Source organism: Nocardia vaccinii NBRC 15922, assembly GCF_001613305.1.
GTDB classification, from domain to species: Bacteria; Actinomycetota; Actinomycetes; order Mycobacteriales; family Mycobacteriaceae; genus Nocardia; species Nocardia vaccinii.
Genome location: NZ_BDCC01000026.1, coordinates 1 through 20,867, shown reverse-complemented (window position 1 = coordinate 20,867; position 20,867 = coordinate 1). Strand labels below are relative to the sequence as shown.

18 protein-coding genes are annotated in these 20,867 nt (G+C 67.2%); 8 read left to right on the top strand and 10 right to left on the bottom strand.

What is annotated here, in order from left to right:
- Nucleotides 1–581: 581 nt before the first annotated feature.
- The 5 genes from NV1_RS18230 (at nt 582) to NV1_RS18210 (ending at nt 7,315) form a co-directional block, all read left to right on the top strand.
- A complete protein-coding gene (locus NV1_RS18230) occupies nt 582–1,217 on the top strand; it encodes a TetR/AcrR family transcriptional regulator (protein WP_067892818.1) in 636 nt (211 codons plus the stop codon).
- Between the two features lie 218 nt (nt 1,218–1,435).
- A complete protein-coding gene (locus NV1_RS18225; RefSeq protein WP_067892816.1) occupies nt 1,436–2,083 on the top strand; it encodes a TetR family transcriptional regulator in 648 nt (215 codons plus the stop codon).
- A gap of 124 nt (nt 2,084–2,207) precedes the next feature.
- A complete protein-coding gene (gene mfd / locus NV1_RS18220; RefSeq protein WP_067892814.1) occupies nt 2,208–5,948 on the top strand; it encodes a transcription-repair coupling factor in 3,741 nt (1,246 codons plus the stop codon).
- Nucleotides 5,945–6,667 carry a nucleoside triphosphate pyrophosphohydrolase gene (locus tag NV1_RS18215; RefSeq protein ID WP_373864623.1) on the top strand — a complete coding sequence of 241 codons (723 nt, stop codon included), beginning with the start codon at nt 5,945–5,947 and terminating at the stop codon, nt 6,665–6,667. The genes mfd and NV1_RS18215 overlap by 4 nt, the downstream gene beginning before the upstream one ends.
- Nucleotides 6,668–6,715: 48 nt before the next feature.
- A complete protein-coding gene (locus tag NV1_RS18210) occupies nt 6,716–7,315 on the top strand; it encodes a Uma2 family endonuclease (RefSeq protein ID WP_067892830.1) in 600 nt (199 codons plus the stop codon).
- 2 nt (nt 7,316–7,317) lie between these two features.
- Here the strand turns inward: NV1_RS18210 and NV1_RS18205 are convergent, their stop codons facing one another.
- The gene (locus NV1_RS18205) at nt 7,318–8,268 is read right to left on the bottom strand and encodes an AraC family transcriptional regulator (protein ID WP_067892812.1); all 951 of its coding nucleotides are present in this window, start codon (nt 8,266–8,268) and stop codon (nt 7,318–7,320) included.
- A 101-nt stretch (nt 8,269–8,369) separates the two neighbouring features.
- Between NV1_RS18205 and NV1_RS18200 the strand changes: the two genes are divergently transcribed.
- Nucleotides 8,370–9,281 carry an MBL fold metallo-hydrolase gene (locus NV1_RS18200; RefSeq protein WP_067892810.1) on the top strand — a complete coding sequence of 304 codons (912 nt, stop codon included), beginning with the start codon at nt 8,370–8,372 and terminating at the stop codon, nt 9,279–9,281.
- A gap of 142 nt (nt 9,282–9,423) precedes the next feature.
- On the opposite strand, the gene NV1_RS18195 is transcribed toward NV1_RS18200, so the two are convergent.
- The 3 genes from NV1_RS18195 to NV1_RS18185 are packed head-to-tail and all read right to left on the bottom strand — an operon-like array spanning nt 9,424 to nt 10,691.
- Complete coding sequence (locus NV1_RS18195; protein WP_067892808.1) at nt 9,424–9,918, bottom strand: TIGR00725 family protein; 495 nt, start codon at nt 9,916–9,918, stop codon at nt 9,424–9,426.
- A 3-nt stretch (nt 9,919–9,921) separates the two neighbouring features.
- On the bottom strand, nt 9,922–10,218 hold the full coding sequence (locus tag NV1_RS18190; RefSeq protein WP_067892806.1) for an MTH1187 family thiamine-binding protein: 297 nt from the start codon (nt 10,216–10,218) through the stop codon (nt 9,922–9,924).
- Nucleotides 10,215–10,691, bottom strand: a complete 477-nt coding sequence (locus NV1_RS18185; RefSeq protein ID WP_067892803.1) for a pyridoxamine 5'-phosphate oxidase family protein — start codon at nt 10,689–10,691, stop codon at nt 10,215–10,217. The genes NV1_RS18190 and NV1_RS18185 overlap by 4 nt, the downstream gene beginning before the upstream one ends.
- Nucleotides 10,692–11,299: 608 nt before the next feature.
- Between NV1_RS18185 and NV1_RS18180 the strand changes: the two genes are divergently transcribed.
- A complete protein-coding gene (locus NV1_RS18180) occupies nt 11,300–12,754 on the top strand; it encodes a stealth family protein (RefSeq protein WP_067892801.1) in 1,455 nt (484 codons plus the stop codon).
- 10 nt (nt 12,755–12,764) lie between these two features.
- Here NV1_RS18180 and NV1_RS18175 read toward each other — a convergent pair whose 3' ends face one another.
- The 6 genes from NV1_RS18175 to NV1_RS18150 all read right to left on the bottom strand — a co-directional run bounded on the left by NV1_RS18175 (nt 12,765) and on the right by NV1_RS18150 (nt 19,903).
- A complete protein-coding gene (locus NV1_RS18175) occupies nt 12,765–13,715 on the bottom strand; it encodes a phosphodiesterase (protein WP_169813342.1) in 951 nt (316 codons plus the stop codon).
- Nucleotides 13,716–13,853: 138 nt separating this feature from the next.
- A complete protein-coding gene (locus tag NV1_RS18170) occupies nt 13,854–15,257 on the bottom strand; it encodes an MATE family efflux transporter (protein ID WP_067892799.1) in 1,404 nt (467 codons plus the stop codon).
- 16 nt (nt 15,258–15,273) lie between these two features.
- Nucleotides 15,274–16,305 carry a PLP-dependent cysteine synthase family protein gene (locus NV1_RS18165; protein WP_067892797.1) on the bottom strand — a complete coding sequence of 344 codons (1,032 nt, stop codon included), beginning with the start codon at nt 16,303–16,305 and terminating at the stop codon, nt 15,274–15,276.
- A gap of 58 nt (nt 16,306–16,363) precedes the next feature.
- Entirely contained in the window at nt 16,364–17,752 is a 1,389-nt protein-coding gene (locus tag NV1_RS18160) for a type III PLP-dependent enzyme domain-containing protein (protein WP_307629423.1), read from the bottom strand.
- The gene (locus NV1_RS18155; protein WP_067892824.1) at nt 17,743–18,705 is read right to left on the bottom strand and encodes an ornithine cyclodeaminase; all 963 of its coding nucleotides are present in this window, start codon (nt 18,703–18,705) and stop codon (nt 17,743–17,745) included. The genes NV1_RS18160 and NV1_RS18155 overlap by 10 nt, the downstream gene beginning before the upstream one ends.
- Before the next feature lie 40 nt (nt 18,706–18,745).
- On the bottom strand, nt 18,746–19,903 hold the full coding sequence (locus tag NV1_RS18150; protein ID WP_245713787.1) for a TauD/TfdA family dioxygenase: 1,158 nt from the start codon (nt 19,901–19,903) through the stop codon (nt 18,746–18,748).
- Nucleotides 19,904–20,092: 189 nt separating this feature from the next.
- On the opposite strand from NV1_RS18150, the gene NV1_RS18145 reads away from it, so the two are divergent.
- Nucleotides 20,093–20,848 carry a lytic transglycosylase domain-containing protein gene (locus NV1_RS18145; RefSeq protein WP_067892820.1) on the top strand — a complete coding sequence of 252 codons (756 nt, stop codon included), beginning with the start codon at nt 20,093–20,095 and terminating at the stop codon, nt 20,846–20,848.
- Nucleotides 20,849–20,867: the final 19 nt, after the last annotated feature.

Here is a 20,867-nt window from a genome sequence, read left to right as displayed (position 1 = left end):
GAGCGGATCGGTCGGTGCTGCGAGATCTGTGTTGCCGGGCGGCGGTTTGTTGCGGGGTCGGGTTTCGAGGGTGCTCGGGAGTTGTCCGCGTTACATGCGAAATCAGTCGTTGTGCGGGCGAGGATCCGCCCGTGCTACGAGACTTGTGTCAGCCGGGCGGCGGTTGGATGGGGTTTGCGGTGCACGAGGTGCGTGCGGAATCGGTTTGTGTGGTGGGGGTCGGCGGGATGGGCCGGGGGATGACATCGGCGGTCAGGTGCGGGGCGCGGGGGTGTGCCGCGCGAGTTGGGCGTGCGCGGTGATTGGATGGAGATTGGCGGTGGGTGTGGGTTGCTGCTTATCGGCTGTGGCGGTTGAGTTACTGGTGGTTCTCGGGTGGCCGGAGCGTTGCGGGAGGGGTGGAAATGGGGAATTCGCACGGGAAATCGGGGGAGGAGATGTGATGCGGGACAGCGGGGGCGACAGGGTATGCGAAAGGGCTGCGGGGCGGTCTGCAAGAGTTGTCTCGGCAAGTTGGACGGATGCGCAGGGAGGTGGTGGGTATGACCTCGGGTGATTCCAACCGGACGGGGCGGGCGCGCATGACCGGAACCCAACGGCGGCAACAGTTGATCGAAATCGGGCGATCGCTGTTCGCCGAACGCGGTTACGACGCCACTTCGATCGAGGAGATCGCGCAGCGGGCCCAGGTGTCCAAACCCGTTGTCTACGAACATTTCGGCGGAAAAGAAGGGCTGTACGCGGTCGTCGTGGATCGGGAGATGTCCTCGCTGCTGCTGATGATCACCTCCTCGCTGACTCAGAATCGTTCCCGGGTGCGCCTGGAACAGGTGGCACTCGCGTTGCTGACCTATATCGAGGAACGCAGCGACGGTTTCCGCATTCTGATGCGCGATCAACCCGCCGCCGCGGCCGAGGGCACGTATTCGAGCCTGCTGAACGAGGCGGTCAATCAGGTCGCGCATATTCTCGCCGGGGATTTCGACCGACGCGGTTTCGACACCAGCCTGGCCACGCTGTACGCGCAGGCGCTGGTCGGTATGGTCGCCACCGCCGCGACGTGGTGGCTGGACGAGCGCGAACCCTCCAAGGAAGTGGTCGCGGCACATCTGGTGAATCTCTGCTGGAACGGGCTGACCCATCTCGAGGCCGATCCGCAGTTGGCGTCGGAATGGCCCAGCGGGATCCCCGAATCCTCCGGCGGCGCAACACCCTGAGCCGCCCCGCGCATCGGATGGGACGCGATCGGGGGACGAACTGGACAGTTAACCCAAAATTAGCGACGGAGGCCGGTCTGAATGCTCGATTCCACTGGCGAGGGCCGGTCGGATGGTACGGTTCACCCATCCTTCAAGTGCTGTTCGAGCTGTGATGTCGGTCAACTTCGGGATGTCGGTCTACTTCGGGATGGCTGGATTGAGGACAGGCGGATCTGATGGCTAGGCAAGCGCGCGCGGAGATCACGCGCGATTCCGTCCTTGCGGGCGCGGCCGATGTCTTTCTGCGCCTGGGCTACGCGAACGCGAGCCTGAGCGAGATCATCGCGCAGTCCAATGTCACCAAGGGTGCGTTGTACTTCCACTTCGGCTCCAAGGAGGAGCTGGCTCGCGCAGTGGTCGACCAGGGGAACGAGCGGTTGGTCAGCGCGTGTCAGGGATTCTTCGATCCGCGGGTGCCCGCACTCGAGGCATCCATCGGAATCACCTACGTGGTAGCCGATCTCACCATGAACGATCCGATGGTCGGCGCGATGCTCAAGCTGACTCACCAGATCGGCGACTACCGTGGCGCCAGCGGCGACAACATCGCCAAGACCTGGGGCGAAACCCACCGCCTGCTCGCCGAACGCGCCATCGCCCAGGGTGATCTGAAGCCCGACCTGGATCCCGACACGATCGGCATGCTCCTGCAGGAGATGACCGCGGGCGTCCACATCACCGCAGTCGGCACCGAGTCGATCGATCAGATGGCCGTCCGCATGGAACGCCTCTGGTATTTCCTGCTCCCGTCGATCGTCCCGGAGGAGAAGCTCGCCTATTTCCGCGAGTTCGCCGCCAGACGCCTCCGCCGCTACGTGCCGTAGTGAGATCTGAGCCCGGTACCGCTACAACGAGTGAGTGCATGGGGACTGGGCGGGGACTTGTCAGGGGTGGTGACTAGACTCGGTTGGCCGCCGTCTGATGCCCATTTGCGCCAGGAGTCTGTTCATGTCCACCCAACGCCCATCTCTCGCGGGACTGGCCGCGGTGGCCGGTGCCGATACCGCGCTTGCCGAGGTCAGGGGGTTGGTGGGGCATTCGCCGGTGCAGTTGGTGGCGCCCTCGGCGGTGCGGCCGTTCGTGGCGGCCACGCTGGCGGGGGAGCGGCCGTTGGTGGTGGTGACCGCCACCGGGCGGGAGGCCGATGATCTGACGGTGGAGCTGGCCGAGATCGCCGGGTCGGGCGTGGCGCTGTTCCCGTCGTGGGAGACGCTGCCGCACGAGCGCCTCTCGCCCAGTGCCGACACCGTCGGGCGGCGCCTGCAGGTGCTGCGACGGCTCGCCCATCCGGAGGATCCGTACGTCGAGCCGTTGCGGATCGTGGTGACCACGGTCCGGTCGCTGATGCAGCCGATGGCCCCGGGCCTGGGTGATATCGAGCCGGTGGTGCTGCGGGCCGGGGCCGAATTCGAATTGGACGAATTGGTCGCTCGGCTGGTCGAATTCGCGTACGAGCGGGTCGACATGGTCGGTAAGCGCGGCGAATTCGCGGTGCGCGGCGGCATTCTCGACATCTTCCCGCCGACCGCGGATCATCCTGTGCGCGTGGAGTTCTGGGGCGATGAGATCAGCGAGCTCCGGCCGTTCTCGGTCGCCGATCAGCGCTCACTGACCGATGTCTCGGTGGAAGTCGTTGTGGCGCAACCATGTCGCGAGTTGCTGCTCACCGAGGATCTGCGCACCCGCGCGGCCGAGGTGGCCGCCGACAACGCCGCCGACGCCGCGTTGGTGGAGATGCTGGAAAAACTCGCCCAGGGCATCGCGGTCGAGGGTATGGAAGCGCTGCTGCCGGTGCTGCTTCCGCCGGAGGCGGCAGCGGAGCGTAACCACGCAGGCCCCTCGCTCATGCCCCATCGCCCCGGCCTGCAACTGCTCACCGATGTCGTGCCCGCCGGAACCCATGTGCTGCTGTGTGATCCGGAGAAGATCCGCACCCGCGCCGCCGATCTGGTGCGCACCGGTCAGGAATTCCTGGAGGCTTCCTGGACCGCGGCCTCGTTCGGCGCGGCGGCCCCGCTGGGCGCGCACGGTCTGGACCTGGCGGCCTCGGCCTACCGCAATCTGGATGTCATCCACGCCGACGCCGACGCCCGCGAACTGCCGTGGTGGACGCTGAGCCCGCTGTCCTCCGGCGATCCGGCCGAGGTGGTGCTGCCCGTCCGCGCCGCACCGGCCGCGCGCGGTTCCGAGGAACTGGTCGCCACGGTCTTCGCCTCGCTGCGCGCGCACGTCAGCACCGGTGTCGATGCGGCGTCCGCGGGGCCTTCCGTGGTTAGGCGGGCTGCCGCCTCCAGTCCCGACGCTACCGCCGGTGGCCGCGCGGTCATCGTGGTCGCCGGACACGGTACGGCGCAACGCATTCTGGAACGTCTCGCCGATGCCGAGGTTCCCGCGGCGACGCTCGAGCCCGGTGCGGAACCGGTGCGCGGGCTGGTCGGGGTGCTGTGCGGTTCGTTGCACGACGGTGTGGTCTTCGACGACGCGAAACTGGTCGTCATCGCCGAATCGGATCTGACCGGAAATCGCGTCACCGCCCCCGGCGAGGGTAAGAAGCTGCCCGCGCGGCGTCGCAACCAGGTCGATCCGCTGGCGCTGAATTCCGGCGATATGGTCGTGCACGATCAGCACGGCATCGGCCGTTTCGTGGAGATGATCGAGCGCACGATCGGCGGCGCGCGCCGGGAATACCTGGTCATCGAGTACGCGCCCAGTAAGCGTGGCCAGCCCGGCGATCGGCTGTTCGTGCCGATGGATTCGCTCGATCAGCTCTCCCGGTACGTCGGCGGCGAGATGCCGAGCCTGTCCAAACTCGGCGGTTCGGATTGGTCGAATACGAAACGCAAGGCGCGCAAGGCCGTTCGTGAGATCGCGACCGAACTCGTGCAGTTGTACGCGGCACGCCAGGCCGCTCCCGGACACGCCTTCGCCGCGGACAGCCCGTGGCAGCAGGAGATGGAGGACGCGTTCGCGTTCACCGAGACGCACGATCAGCTCACCGCCATCGCCGAGGTCAAGGCCGATATGGAGAAGGCCGTTCCGATGGACCGGGTGATCTGCGGCGACGTCGGCTACGGCAAGACCGAGATCGCGGTGCGCGCGGCGTTCAAAGCGGTGCAGGACGGCAAACAGGTCGCGGTGCTGGTGCCGACGACGCTGCTGGCACAGCAACATCTGCAGACCTTCGCCGAACGCGTCGCCGGATTCCCGGTAACGGTGAAGGGCCTGTCCCGCTTCACCGATCCGGCCGAATCGCGAGAAGTGCTGGACGGCATGACCACCGGCGAGGTCGACATCGTCGTCGGCACCCATCGCCTGTTGCAGACCGGTGTGCGGTGGAAGGATCTGGGCCTGGTCGTCATCGACGAGGAACAGCGTTTCGGCGTCGAGCACAAGGAGCACATCAAGGCGCTGCGCACGCACGTGGACATGTTGACCATGTCCGCGACGCCGATTCCGCGCACCCTGGAGATGAGCCTGGCCGGCATCCGCGAGATGTCGACCATTCTGACCCCGCCGGAGGAACGTCATCCGATCCTGACCTACGTCGGGGGTTACAACGACAAACAGGTCGCCGCAGCCATCCGCCGCGAGCTGCTGCGGGACGGCCAGGTGTTCTACGTGCACAACCGGGTATCCTCGATCGACAAGGCGGCCAAGCGAATTCGCGATCTGGTGCCGGAAGCCCGGGTGGCGATCGCGCACGGTCAGATGAACGAGGACACGCTCGAGCGCACCGTGCAGGGTTTCTGGGAGCGCGAGACCGATGTGCTGGTGTGCACCACCATCATCGAGACCGGTCTGGACATCTCCAATGCCAATACGTTGATCGTGGAACGCGCTGATGCACTGGGGCTTTCGCAGTTGCACCAGTTGCGTGGCCGGGTCGGGCGCAGCCGCGAGCGCGGTTACGCGTACTTCCTGTATCCGCCGGAGAAGCCGCTCACCGAGACCGCCTACGACCGGCTGGCCACCATCTCGCAGAATTCGGATCTGGGCGCGGGTATGGCCGTGGCGATGAAGGACCTCGAAATCCGCGGCGCCGGAAACGTTCTGGGCGCCGAACAGTCCGGACATGTCGCCGGTGTGGGCTTCGATCTGTACGTGCGGCTGGTCGGAGAGGCGGTGGAGGCGTATCGCGCCGCCGCCGACGGTCGTCCGATAGTCACCGACGAGGAGGTCAAGGAGGTGCGCATCGATCTTCCCGTGGACGCGCACATCCCGCCCGACTACATCTCCAGCGACCGCCTGCGGCTGGAGGCATATCGCAAACTCGCCGCGGCACAGGATGATGCGGCACTGGCCACGGTGGTGGAGGAACTCGTCGACCGATACGGGCCGCTGCCGGTGGAGGTCGGCCGGCTGGTTTCGGTCGCCAAGCTGCGACTGCTGTGTCGCGAGTACGGGCTCACCGAGGTCGGCGTCACCGGGACGACGCTCAAGATCTCGCCGATGCAACTTCCCGATTCCAAGCAGCTGCGCCTGAAGCGCCTCTACCCGACGGCCACCTACCGCCCGACCACCGGCATCGTGCAGTTGGCGCTGCCGCGGGTGCAGGACAGCGTCGGCGCGGCGCGCGTGCGCGACGTGCAACTGCTCCAGTTCATCGCCGACATGCTGCTCGCTCTGGACGGAAAGCCACAGGGCACAGTCGATCTCCGCGTCGCCACCGAGGTGTCGGCGGCGCGATGAGTGCTCCCGAATCCGATGCGATGGATCCGGCGCACACGGCCGATTCCGCACAGGTTGCGCACGGTCTGACCGAGGCCGTCGAGGTGATGGACCGGCTGTGGAGTTTCGGCGGTTGGGAGGTCACCCAGACGCACGATTCCCTGCGCCCGTACCTGCTCGAGGAGACCTACGAACTGCTCGACGCGATCCAGCAGGGCGATACGGCCACCATCAAGGAGGAACTCGGCGATCTGCTGCTGCAGGTCCTGTTCCATTCCCGAATCGCCGAGGCCGCAGGCGAATTCACCGTCGACGACGTGGCCGCGGCCCTGGTCGCCAAACTCGTGCACCGCAGCCCACACCTCCGCGACGTTCCGATCGATCCCGATGCCACCGTGGCGGAGAAGATCGCCGCCCAGGAAAAAGCCTGGGAGGAACGGAAATCCGCGGAAAAGTCCCGCCGCTCCTGCCTGGACGGCATAGCTATGGCCCAACCCGCCCTCGCCCTGGCGGAAAAGGTCCGCTCCCGCAGCGCCAAGGCGGGCCTGCCCGAAGACCTCGTCCCCGACCTGCTCCAGGTGATCCGTCTCGGCGGACCGGAGAGCGCCGAAGAACGCCTCCGCAAAACCACCCTGACTTTTGCCACGAGCATCCGCACCGCCGAAGACGCCGCCGAACATTCCCGCGGCCACCGCGCCGCGCTTTCCCCCGACGACTGGCACCGCTACTGGCCGCGCTGAGCGGATTCGGTGATGGCCCGATGTGGCCGGATCTGCGATGATCTCCGCATGAGCGCCCCGGACCAGCATCGTGGACTCCGACTGACCGCGGAGGAGTTCGTCGACGGAAAGGCAAACGGTCTCGGCGATATCGAGATCGTTCAGGGGCTGGTCATCCGGCTGATGGCCCAGAGCCCGCTGCACAGCCGTGTCGTTCGGCGCGTGGCCGGGATGTTGGAGGCAGCGCGACGTCCCGGTGGCCCGTGCATGGTGGTCGATTCCGATGTCGCGGCGCGATTCGCGGATTCGGAGTCCCCGGCCGAGGATCGGCGGTTGAACATCCGCTACCCCGATGTGTGGATCCGCGACTGTGAGCCCTATGACGTCAACTCGGTGCGTGAGCACATCCTGCTGGTGGTCGAGGTGACATCCGGATCGACCATCGACGTCGATATCAATGACAAGCGCATTCAGTATGCGGCGGCGGGGATTCCGATATATCTCATCGTCCGCCTCGATCAGAAGGAAGAGCGGATCGAGGAGATCGAGGAGTATCGGCTGGATTGGTCGGGACGGCGGTATCTGGTTCACACCGTGCATCGGCGGGTGTTGTTGCTGGATGATCCGGTGGAGGCGACCATTCCGTTCGATGCGTTGGAGCAGGCGTAGAACTAGTCAGTGGCGGCGAATGAGGTTGCGGGGGTCGGGGTTCGGTCGTTGGCAGTGCGGAAGCGGCCGGGGGAGAGACCGAATTGTCTGGTGAAGGCGTGAGAGAAGGCGTAGGGGGTGGCATAGCCGACCTGAGATGCGATGTCGGCCAGGGGATTTTCGGTGTCGCGCAACAGGACCGCGGCGCGGGTCATGCGCCACCAGGTGAGGTATCCCATCGGCGGCTGGCCTACCAGGGTGGTGAATCGGCGGGCGAGCGTGGCGCGGGAGACGCCGGTCTCGGCGGCCAGGCGGTCGATGGTCCAGGGCGCGGCGGGGTCGGTGTGCAGTGCGCGCAGAGCCGCGGCGGTGATCGGATCGGTCAGCGCGGCCGGCCACAGGCCGGTGCGGGATTCGGCCATCCACGCCCGGATCATGTAGATCAGCAGCAGGTCGAGCAGGCCGGGTACGGCGATGCACGAGCCGGGGCCGCGGCGGTCCAGTTCGAGTCCGAGCAGATCGATCGCGGAGCGCAGTTCGATCCGGTCGCCGATGCGGGTCGGCAGGTGAATCAGCTGCGGCAGTTCGGCGACGAGCGGGTGCTGCCCACGACGGTCGAGCTGGTACTTACCGCACAGAACCTCGAATTCGACAGTATTCGAGGGTATTTCGAGTGTTTGCTCATCACGCCATCGGTCGAACGGGACCGCGCGGGCCGCAGCGTGCTCGTCGAGGGGATGGTCGGCGAGGACATGTTCGGTTCCGTGCGCCAGCAGCACCGCATCGCCGGGACCCAGTAGAACCGGATCACTCGCATCGGGAAGTACCCAGCAGTTGCCCCGCAGGACGATGTGGAAACCCGCGCCGTCGTACGCGGCCAGGCGGGTCGACCAGCCGCGCTCGCGAGTGCGCAGTCGGCTCGACGACGGCTGCCCCAGGCGCATGGAGGCGATCGCGTCGCTCAGCACATCCATACGGTCATCATAGTGATGAAGCTCAGTGATGAGATGAATGCGTATCTTCGGGAGCCCGAAAAGCATTGAGAAGCTCACTCTACCCGCCATAGCCTGCAAAGATGGAAAGTTCACAGAGCATCGTGCTGGGCGATGTCGAAATCTTCCGAGTCATCGAATGGCGGGGTCCGTTGATGCCGGGCCCGGCCCTGCTGCCCGATACGACCGATCGGACCTGGCGGGACAACGCGGACTGGCTCGCGCCGGACCATTGGAACGCGGACACCGAACTCACCGTGGCCGCGATCCAGACGTGGGTGCTGCGCAGCGGCGGCCGGACGATCCTGATCGATACCGGTGTCGGCAACGATCGCGAGCGGCCCGGGCGAGAGCTGTTCCACCGGCGGCACACCGACTTCCCCGATCGCATGAAACGGGCCGGTGTGCATCCGGACGAGGTCGACATCGTGATCAACACCCATCTGCACGGCGATCACGTCGGCTGGAACACGCACGACGTCAACGGTGAATGGGTTCCGACCTTCCCCAACGCGCGCTACCTGATACCGGCGGCCGACGAGGCGTACTTCGGCCCCGGCAACAACTACGCCGCCGGTCGCCGCCCCGACGACGAATTCCTGTACAAGGACAGCATCGCTCCCGTCCATCGCGCAGGTCGGAGCATCCTGTGGGAGGACGCGTATCGCATCGACGAGAATCTCACCCTCGAGCCCGCCCCCGGTCACACCCCCGGTTCCTCGGTGGTCCGCCTGGCATCGGGCGGCGACCGCGCCGTCTTCGTCGGCGATATGGTGCACAGTCCCATGCAACTCCTGCGCCCGTCCTGTAGCAGCTGCCTGTGCCTGGACCCTCATGAAGCCGCGGTCACCCGCCGCCAGGTCGTCGAACGTGCCGCCGACGAAAGGGAATTGGTGATACCCGCCCATCTTGGCGGTTCCGGCGCGGTCGAAGTTCGCCGCGCTGGAACGGGTTTCGCGCTCGGTGAATGGGCGGCGACGAGCGAGCCGCGCTGAATCATTGAGTGCGGCAGTGAATTTCCGTGCTCAGATGAATGGCTTCCTCGTCGATCAGCGGCACGTACGCATCACTCGGCCCCTGGTTCGGCAATGGATCACGGGTCACGCACGGCCAGTCGAGTACTGCGGACCGGCGAGACTACTCGGCGGCGGGCCCGGTGATGCCGGACAGCACGTACTCGACGGCCTGTGCGGGGGAGTGCGCCCGGAACGACGAGTCCGGCACCGCGGTGCCACCACTGTCGAGGACTTGCCAGCCGCCGAGAGTGACCACGGGCGTACCCCGGTGGTGGGCGAGGGCGAATTCGGACAGGGTGCCCCAAGATCCGCCGATGACGATCACCGCGTCGGCGGAGGCGACCAGGATGGCATTGCGTGCCTCGCCCATATTCGTGCGGATCACCGCCGACAGCCCGGGGCAGGCCGTGGCCAGATCGTCGTCCGGGCGAATCCCGATGACGAGGCCACCGGCCTCGCTCGCGCCGGCGGCCACCGCCGCCATGACGCCGTCACCGCCCCCGCACAGTACGATCGCCCCGGCCTCGGCCAGCAATCTGCCGACGACCAGGGCATTCTCCGCCTCGGCATCGGTGCACTGCCGCGGACCGCAGACGGCGATCTGGGCCGCGGGCACGCGCTATCCCTCGGCGAGGTAACGCTCGACGCTGGCCACCTTCGAGGTCATGCCATCGCTCACCCCGGGACGCACATCGGCCTTGATCACCAGGCTGCAGCGGGAGGAGACGGCCATGACGGCGTCGGTGGCCTGTTTGATCACGGCCATGACCTCGTCCCACTCGCCTTCGACGGTGGTGTACATGGCGGTGGTCTCGTTGGGCAGGCCGCTGGCGCGCACGACGCGCACCGCCTCGGCGACCGCGCGTCCGACCTCCTCGCCGGACCCGATGGGCGTGATGGAGAAGGCGGCGATCACCGCCGGGCCTCGGCCATCGTGCGTAATGTGGCCACCCGGGATTCGAGATAGTGCAGTTCGGAATCGTCCAGCACCTGGCGCTGAATGCCGGTGGTGATGGCGAATGCGGACTGGTGGTGATCGTCGATGACGTCGACGTCGATGTCCACGGCCGTGTAATCCTCGGTGCCCGGCATCGGATCGGCGAGCACATACGCCCGGCCCCGCGCGCACAGCGCGACATTGCCGCCGCCGAGGATCAGCAGTGCCACCTCCGGGCGCGCCCGCAATCGAGCCAGGGAACCGCGATCGGACTTGAGGCTCAACAGAATTCGGCGATCTCCCGCGCGCACCGGCCAAGAGACGGGAATAGCGTGCGGAGCCGGGTCGGTCGTCACGAGAACCGCGATCGTATCCAGCGGCCACTCCGGCAGGGCGTCCAGTTCGGGGTGTTCGGTCGAGGACTCGTGACGTTCTCGGGCTCCGGTTACCATCTCTGCTCACCTCACGGTCGGCTATGCGGCGGGCTGTGCCACAGTTAGCAGTGTAAGGCGTTGCGCCGCATGACCGCTGGCCACGCGCACGGGCTGTGATCCCGATGTTTGCCTATCCTCGAATGCGGGTGATCGGTGTGTGCGCCGCCGTCACCCGCCGAACTTTCGCGACGATTTCGTTACCGCCGTGAAAAATGCGTTCGGACCTGCGCGGGTATGGATTGACTAATCGGTCTCGTTCGTTGCATCATTCGTAACAGTTCCTCGTCGAGTCGAGGTCTGGAGAGTTACCGGCCGATGGCCGCCCGGTGAAGTTCGCCGACGGTGCCAGGCGAACGGCAGAGCAATCAGCGACGCTCGGATGCGTCCGTCCGTGAGTGAGGTGAGAACGAATGGAATTGCGATCCTCTCGCCATCGGTTATGGGCAGCCTTTCCGAACAGTCTCACCGCGCCGGGGCGAATTCGGTTTCTTCCCTAGCGCTCAACGGTTCCGCTAGCCCTCCGCCGTCCAGGTGGAGGGCGCTGTGTGTTCGTAGTTCAGGGGTGTGGATGCCCGTATTCCGTCGATTCGGCGGCACGGGCCGATGTGGAAAACAGGAGATCGATGATGACGGAATTCGATGCAGTGGACGTGACCGGGTGGACCGATGGGCCCAGCGCGGTGCGCAATCTGTCGGTATCGGCCGCAGTGATCGACGATTTGCGTTATCTGCGTGGCGAATTCGCTGCGGCGGAGGTGCCGTATCTGTTGGTGCGCGATGCGGCGAGTCGGCCGGTGTTGGCCGTGGACTCGGCATATCGCACTGCGCTACGGCGAGTGCTGGGCGCCTCGATGATTGCCGGATTCTCCTGTAACGAATTGCGCCACAACGTGATCAGACTGGGTAGAGACGCCGACCCGGCGCATCACGTCGATATCGAGCTGTGGGATCACCACGGCGATACCGTCGAGTGTCCCCGCCCGAACGCGTTGACCCGCACGGTTTTCGACCTCGCCGACGTCACCCGCAGCACGGTCCTGCTGTTCGATACCAGCTGGCCGACCCTCGACGGCATGTTCGCGCCGCATCCCACCGACGTCGGCTTCGACATCGATATCGTCTACTCCTGGGTGGACGGCGCCGACCCCGAATTCCGTGCTCGCCGTGCGGGAATGATGGCCCAGGTCGTCGTCGGCGAGGGCGATGCCGCCGATGCTCGCATCCGCCAGATCGACGAGTTGCGATATGCGCTGCGCTCGGTGCACAAGAACGCGCCCTGGATTCGGCGTATCTTCATCGCCACCGACTCGCCCGTACCCGCCTGGCTGGCGCAGGATCCGAAGGTGACGATCGTGCGTGCGGTGGACCACTTCTCGGATACCGCCGGGCTGCCGGTGTTCAACTCGCACGCCGTCGAATGTCAGTTGCACCACATACAGGGCTTGTCCGAACACTTCCTGTACTCCAACGACGACATGTTCTTCGCCCGTCCGATCCGGCCCTCGATGTTCTTCACCCCGGCCGGGATCAGCCGGTTCATCGAGGCGGGTACGCGAGTCGGCCCCGGCGCCAACAACGAACGGCGCAGCGGATTCGAGAACGCGGCCCGGGTGAACCGGCAGTTGCTGGCCCGGCGGTTCGGGCCGCTGATCACCCGGCATCTGGAACATACGCCGGTTCCGTTGCGCCGCAGCGTATTGCACGAGATGGAACACGAGTTCGGCGCGGATTTCGCACGGACCCGGGCCAGCCGGTTCCGCGCGGCCACCGATATCTCGGTCACCAATTCGCTGTATCACTACTACGCCCTGTTCACCGGCCGGGCGGTACCGCAGGAGTCGGCGAAGATGCGTTACGTCGACACCACCAGCCACAGCGGCCTGAGCATCCTGCCCACCCTGTCCCGGCGCCGCAACGTGGACTTCTTCTGCCTCAACGACGGCAGTTTCCCGGAGGTCGCCGAAACCGAACGCGTCCGGGCGGTCTCGGAATTCCTGCAGGGCTACTTCCCGGACCCGGCCCCGTGGGAACTGATCACCGACGACGATCCGCTTGCCGCACTGGAACCCGGTGCGGCATAACTCGCAAGGCTCAGGGCACCGCTTCGCCGTCGACCTCCGGCGTCGCGGTGCGGCCGGGCAGGACGTGCGGGATGCGCCCGGCCTCCGGGATGACGATCCCGGCCTCGCGTAATCGCCGCGCTGCCTCCTCGGGGGTGGCCGGTCGTCCGACGGTCGGCCCGTGGTCGAGCGGGACCACCGAATGCACGACCGTATCCGGGTATACATGCACGTAGTTGAAACTCTGCGCACCATCGCGGCCGCGCTGACCGCCGTCGGTCACGGCCAGGTCCTGGCTGTAGCAGGCCGAGGACGCCACCGACACCGGGATTCCGGCGAACGTCGCGGTGGTCGAGAAGTGCAGGTGTCCGGCGAGAATGGCGCGCACATCGGTGCCGCGCAGCACCTCGGCAAGGCGGCGCTGGTCGCGCAGCTCCACCGTGACGGCCAGATCCTGAATGCACGGCACCGGCGGGTGATGCATGGCCAGGATACTGCCGAACGGTGCGGGCTCGGCCAGAACCGAACGCAGCCAAGCCAATTGGGCGTCGGTGAGCTCACCGTAGTGCTCACCCGGCACCGTCGAGTCCAGCACGATTATGCGCAGCCCGTCCACGACGTGCACCCGATCCAGGGGTTCGGCCGAACCGGACTCGTCGAGCAAGCGCTCGCGCAGTGCGGCTCGGTCGTCGTGATTTCCCGGCACCCACACCACGGGTGCGCCGAGTTGCTCGGCGAGCGGGTCGACCAGTGCGCGCAGCCGGTCGTAGGCGTCCGGCTCACCCTGATCGGTCAGATCTCCGGTGAAGACGATCGCGGCGGGAGTGATCCGGCTGGCCTCGGCCTGGGCGAGCAGTCCGCGCAACCGCTCGACCGCGTCTACCGCACCGTAGAGCGCACCGTCGCCGACCAGATGGGTATCGCTGAAATGGAACAGAATGTGGTCCGGTCGCGGATATTCCGCGACTCTGCTGCTGGGCACCGGACTCCTCCCCGCGCTTGCTCGCCGTCGTGACGGGCACTGTGGCTTCGTCCTCGTTGCCGAGAATAGCGAAACCCGTCCACTCCACAGTGCCCGTGGCCGATGACGACATGCTTACGCGCGGATGAGAACTTCGACTCAGCCGTGCCCCGGAAGGCTATCGGCCAGCAGCCGAGGCTCGGCCTGTTCACGCCTGTCCAGATGCGCGAAGTACCGGCGCAGCATCAGCCCGGCGGTCGTCGCGAGACCCGCGGTCAGGCCCCACCAGACCCCCGTCGCACCCAGTCGCAGCGGGAAGGCGAGCAGCAGCGCTGTGGGCAATCCCACAATCCAGTAGCCGATCAGCGACAGCCGGAATCCCGCCTTGGTATCGGTCATCCCGCGCAGCAGACCGTTGCCGATGTTCTGCGCCGCATCGAAGAATTGCAGCACGATCGCGATCAGCAGCAGGGTGTGCGCGAGATGGATGGTGGCGTGATCACGGCTGGTCAGGAACGGGCGCAGCACGATATCCGGCATGACGACGTACAGCACGCCCACCAGCGCCGCGACCACCGCCGCATGCCGCAGCGCCAGCCAGGCCAGCGTGCGGGCGAGCCGGTACTCCGCACGTGCCGCGCTCCGGCTGACCAGGATCGATGCGCCGTGCGAGAGCCCCACCGCGACCTGGAACACGATGTACACCAGCTGATAGACCACATTGTGCGCGGCCAGCGCGGCCGGGCCGAGGGTGCCCATCACCAGCGCCAGTACCGAGAACAGGCCCGCCTCCGAGCCGTAGGTCAGCGCGATCGGCGTGCCGAGACGCAATTCCGCCACGACGGTCGCCCGGCGCACCGGCCACGGCCGCAGCGGCAGCGTCGCGCCGAGTTCGTCGTCGTGGTGCACCATCAGCCAGAACGCCACGAACATGAGCAGGAACACCAGTGCGGTGGCCACCCCGATGCCGGTCAGACCCATCGCCGGAATGCCCGCCCAGCCGTGCATGAAGGCCAGGGCCGCAACGAGATTCAGCGCGACCGAGCCGAGCGTCACCAAGAGCAGCGCCTGCGGGCGGCGCATGCCGACGGTGTATTGCCGGATCACCTGGAACCACAGGCACGGCAGCAGTCCGGGCGCGAGCGCCACCATCATCGGCCGCGCCTGTGCGAGTACCGCCTCGTCCTGGCCGAGCCGGCGCAGCGCCCAGCCGAGGCCGATCAGCACCAGTCCGCCCAGAATGCCCGCGACGGTCGAGATCAGCAGGCTCGCGCGGACCACTTCGCGGATCTCGTTGTCCGCCAAGGCATTTCGCTTCTCCGCCCGGCCCGCGACCGTGGCGACCCGATTACCGGTCGCGGTGATCAGCCCGACGCACATGGTGCGAATCTGATTGAACAACACCAATGCCAGCCCACCGGCGGCGACCTGATCCACGCCGAGTGAGCCCATCAGGGCGATATTGGTGGTCGACACCGCGACCTGGGCCAGCTGCGTCATGGCGATCGGCGTGGCGAGCGCGGTCAGCTGCCGACCGTCCGGTCGCACCGTCGTATTGCTCATCGTGCCGCCCCGCTGGTCATCGCGCGCCCACCAGGTTCTCCGTGGCGGCGGGCGCGTAGCGGTTCAGCATGGCCAGTACCTCGGCCTCGGCCGATTCGTCCAGCAGATCGCGGTCGCTCATCCAGGCATCGTCGAAGACCGTGTCCAGGTACTTCTCGCCGCCGTCGCACACGATGGTGACCACCGTCGAGCCCGGCGGGAACTCCTCGAGCCGGGTCAGCGCGGCGTGCACCGAGCCGCCCGCCGAGCCGCCGATCATGAGCCCGAGCTTGCGCGCGACGGCGCGCGCGGTGGCGAAGGCGGCCACATCGGAGACCTTCAGGCCCTCGTCGAGCAGCGAATAATCCACTGCGGTGCCGATCGTCGCACCCGGCGGGGTGCCGGTGCCGGACTGCCAATACGGGCCGCCCGGCCCGCCGAAAGCGATCGACCCCTCCGGCTCCACGCCGATCACCCGCGCGGGGCGGCCCAGTTCGCGCAGTCGCCGCGCGGTGCCGAACAGCGACCCGCCGGTGCCGACCGCCGACAGCAGGATGTCGACCCGCTCCAGATCATCCAGCAACTCATCGGCAACCGCATGGTAACCCAGGGCGTTGGCGGCATTGTTGTGTTGTTCGGTGAAGTACGCGTCGGGCCGGGCGGCGGCCATCTTCTCGGCGAGGTCCTCCCTCGCCGAGGTCGCGAGAGTGTCGTCGCCGTCGTCGGCGACGTAGACGAGCTCGGTTCCCATGGCTTGCATCGCGCGCAACTTGTCCTTGCAGGCGTGGTGGTCGACGACCGCGGTGAAGCGATACCCGCGTTCGGCGGCCACTACCGCCAGTCCGAGTCCGGTATTTCCCGATGTGGACTCGATAATATGACCGCCATCACTCAGCAAACCCCGACGCTCGGCGTCGAGCACCATTTCGCGCGCCATCCGGATCTTGGCCGCCCCGGTCGGGTTGAACTGCTCGAGCTTGAGTAACAGCCGGGTACCGGCCGGGGTCGCGGCCAGTTCGAACAGCGGTGTGTTGCCGATCAGGTCCGTCACCCGTGTGACGAGCGGCATTCGGGTCTCCTCGGTCCAGAGTGCGGTGAAATGACAGTGCGAAGGGTGTGCCGGACGCTCATCGAGCGTCGAGCGTCCAGCGGAACCGCCCGCCGGATATGCTGTGTAGCAACACTTTCGGTGGTATTGGTAGCTGGTGGAACGCCGACTCGTTCGAATCCATCTGGTAGCCGGCGGTGTTGGGGTAGACGAGCAGATCGTCGATCTCGGCGGCGCGGGGCAGCGGGATGCGCCGCCAGCTGAGCATGTCGGACTCCAGGCAGGTGGCCGCGCCGACGCTCGCTGGTGTCGGGGCGCCCGGCCGGGTGGGCCACAGCGCCGGATCGGGCAGGTATTCGCTGTCGAACCATTGCTCGGACAGGCTCAGGCTGGTCCCGTCGACGGTGAGCAACTGATACGAGTCACCATGCGCGGTACGGGTTTTCACGCCCTGCACCCGGAAGACGCTGCTACCGGCCCGGTCGAGCAGGGCGCGTCCGGGCTCGATGGCGAGCCGGATCTCGTTCTCGCGCAGGCGCTGTGCCAGGTCCCCGTGCCGCAGGATCACGCGCAGCATGTCCGGACCGGGACAGTCGGTGTGATACGGGTAATAGGAGTCGAACCGCTTGTCCGCGTGGAATCGCCGCGAGTCCGGGTCGGCCAGGAAATCCCGCCAGGTTCGTTCGCTCAGATAGTCCACCGCGAATCCGCCGCCGATGGAGATGGTCATCGCGCGATGGCCCTGTTCGCGTGCGGCCAGGCACCGGTCGATCAGTGCGTCGGCCAGCTCCGCACGGGCGACCGGATCGTAACCGGACAGGTGAAAACTGAAGCCCGTGATAGTGATCGGTCCGAGATCGACGCGGCGCAACGCTCCGTCGAGTTCGGTCTCGGTCATGCCGAAGCGGCTGGTCGATCCCGGCGGCAGCATTCGCAGCAGCACCCGGGCGGGCAGGCCCGTGCGCACCAGTCCGTCCAGCTCGTCCGGTGCGTCGACGGCGATGAGCGCGCCGTGCCGCGCGGCCAGCCACAGCAGCTCCGGCGACTTCGCCGGGCCGGTCACCATCAGATCCTCGCCCCGGATGCCCTGCGCCAGTGCGGAACTCAGCTCACCGGCACTCGAGACATCGACTCCCGCGGCGTGTTCGGCACATGCGCGGACCGCGCAGGACGCCTTGTTCGCCTTCTTGCCATAGTAGATCGCGCCGTCCACACCGGCCTGCGCGAACGCCGCCTGAAACCCGTCGATATTGTCGCCGACCCGTGCGGGATACATCACGTGGAACGGACCGCCGACGGCGAATGCGATGTCCCGCAGCAGATCCGGGTCCGCCAGCAGGCGCAGTTCCCATTCGTCGCGATGGGCGGGCATCGCCGGAGCGGCGATCGGGCTCGCGCGCACCGACTCGGCCTCCGCCGCATCCGGCCGGAATCCGGTCGGCGCAGGAGCGCCGATGCTCAGTCCCACAGGGACACCTCCGTACCGCGTCCGTCGGCGATCGCGCGCTCGGCGAGGGCGTGCGCGACGGCGATATCGGTGAGCACCAGACCGCTGTTGTAGACGAAGATGTGCTCGTCGTCTCGGGTGCGGCCCTCGACACGGCGGCTCAGGATCTGCGGCAGCTCGGCGTCGACGCCGCGCAACCGTCCGTCCGGTCCCGCCATATCGGTTCCGGTGAGCGACATCTGCTGTGCGCTGGTCGCGATCACGCGATCGGCGTCCACCAGTGTGGAGGGTGCCAGGCCGTAGCCGACCAGCACCACCGTGGAACCCGGTGCCAGATCGCTGGATTCGAGTGCGACCGAGGTGCCCGGACCCGCCGTGGCCAGCACCACATCGGCGGTGCGGGCGGCCTCGCGCGGATCGGCCACATCCTTCAGTTCCAGGTGCGGATTGTGGGCGGCGAGGTACTCGTGCACCGCCTTCAATCCTTCCGGATGAGTGCCGTACAGCATCAGCTTGTCCAGCTGCGGGTTCGCGGCGAGCAAGTGCGGCAACGCATTACGGCCCTGGGTGCCGGTGCCGATCAGCAGTACGCTGCGCGCGCCCGGCCGCAGCGTCTCCCGCACCAGCAGCGAGGAGACCGCGGGGGTGCGCAACGCGCCGACCCGGGCACAGTCCATCATCGCGATCGGCATACCGGTCGCGTCGTCGTACAGGGTGATGGTGGTGTAGTAGCGCTTGGTGCTGCGGTCGTGGCTGGGGTCGAACTTGTACGAGGTCTTCATCGCGACCACGCGGCGCCGGCCGTCCCGGCCCAACATGGCGTACGCCACCGACCAGCCGTCCGGATGAGCCACGCTGAGCTTGCGCGGATTATCCGAATCCCCGGCTGCCAGAGCCAGATACGCCTCCTCGACCGCGCGCACCACCGCGACGGGCGTGATCGGAACGTCTGCTAGGTCGCTGCGGCTGAGCACACGCAGCGGTGTGGTTCGGGTACTCACGGCAATCCTCGGTTCACTGGTCTTCTGCGGCCTCTGTCTGCCCGTGGACGCGTGCCCCACGGGCGCCGGTCCTCCCGTCGAACGGGGTGACCGTATGTTGTCCGTAGCCATTTTCCGCCGACTCGGCGGCCGGGCGATCGCGCGCCAGGCGCACGTTCACCCGTTTGAGCCAGCGATCGGTGCCGTCGTAGCGCGGAGTGAACGGCACCCGGCCGTGCACCACGACGTCGTTGTCGACCAGCAGCAACTCGCCCGGGTCCAGAATGGTTGTGTGACAGACCCTTTCGAGCTCCGCGCCGAGGTGTTCGTAGGCGCTGCGGAAATCCTCGTCGGCGTCGTCGAGCGGGGTGTAGGCCGGGTCGTAGCGCAGTGTGGGACGCGATTCGTCACCGCCGACGGTGGCGACCGGCGCGGCGGGGTAACGGTGAAAGTCGTTGCCGTAGGACACATCCGGCAGGATCGGCAGGCGCGGGCGGGCGAGCCGCTGACGCTGTTCGCGGCTCAGGCGCACCTGGCGGACCGAGGACACCGTCGTGCCGACCCGGTCCGGATTGCGCAGGCATCCCAGCATGAGCAGATGTGCCCGCTGGGGGTGGAACGCGTCCTCGGTGTGCGGGCACAGCAGGGTGGTACTGCTCGCGCCGGACTGCTCGTGCTCGTGGCCGGGGGACGGGAGGATGTTGTTGATCAGCCGGCCGCCCTGCTGCCCGTGCCAGCCGAACGGCTCGCCCGCGCTGCGGGCCAGCAGCAACATGGTGATGTCCAGCCGGAACGACGCCCGGCCGCGGCCGGGGTCGCTGCTCCAGGCCGCGGCCTCGCGCCAGTCCCGCGGGGTCGGGCCGAGATCGTCCTCGAGCAGCGGTAATCCGGTGAGTACGGCGGCTCCGGCGCGGGTCGCGGGCGGGTGCAGGGCGCTGTGCACGGACTCGGGCAGCTCGGCGGCGCGCGCGTCGACGAGATCGATCAATCGCGGATCGGTGAGGGTGCGGCACGCCGCTGCGGTCACGTTCGGCAGCGATCGGAATGTGACGGCGATCTCAGTCGCGGCGATGCGCACGGCGTGCGCCGCGGGCGCGGTGAGCGCGCGGCGCTCGATCTGATCATCGGAGCGACGATGGGGCGCGGTGTCGACGGGGTGGCGCGGGTTACGTTCGCAAAGAACGTGATTCACCAGGGATTCCCTTCTGCGAGACATAGTGAAGCATCAGGAGGACCACTCGTCTGCGAAGGTAGTCGCTTCAACCTTATTAAGCAAGCCTTACCTAATTCATATCGGCAAAGATAGCTATCGGGCATTGCGACAAACAGGGATCACCGTAGCGGATCGGTGTCCGAATCCACGCATCTGGATGATGGTGGGGTGCGTAGTGCGGGGACCGGTGGTCACGTCGTTCCAGCTACCGGCGTCGGCGTGTTCGCCCTCGTCGCGGCGCTGCTCGTGCTGTGCGGATGCGGCCTGGGCGAACACCTTCCGCCGATTCCGGACGGGATTCCGCCCGGTCCGGGTGCGGCGGTTCCGGCGATCGATCTCGACGCGCCCGGACGCAGCGCCGCGCAGTTGCACGGCTGGGCCGCGGATCGGTCCGACGCGCTGAAAATCCCCGTGATCGCCCTGGAGGCATACGGTTACGCCGCGGCCGTGCTGGCCCGTTCGCGGCCGGACTGCGGAATCGGCTGGACCACCGTGGCCGCGATCGCGTACGTGGAGAGCCGGCACGGCAGCCACGGCGGCGCGCACATCGCGTCCGACGGCCGGGTCGCACCGCCCATCCGCGGTATCCCATTGGACGGATCACCAGGCGTGGCAAGGATTCTCGACGAGGCGGCCACCGCGCGCACGGGCAGTCCGGTGTACGTGCGCGCGATGGGCCCGTTCCAATTCCTGCCCGAGACCTGGCAGCGCTGGGGCGTCGACGCCAACGGCGACGGCGTCGCCGATCCGGACAGTATCGATGACGCCTCTCTGACCGCCGCGCGCTACCTGTGCGCCAGCGGCGGCAACCTCACCGCCGCCGCGGGCTGGCAGCGGGCCCTGCTGACCTACAACCAGTCCACCGCGTACATGGCCGAGGTCCGCCGCGACGCAGCCGCCTACGGGATAGGCAGACGGCCGTAATATCTGCCTCCGCTTCGCT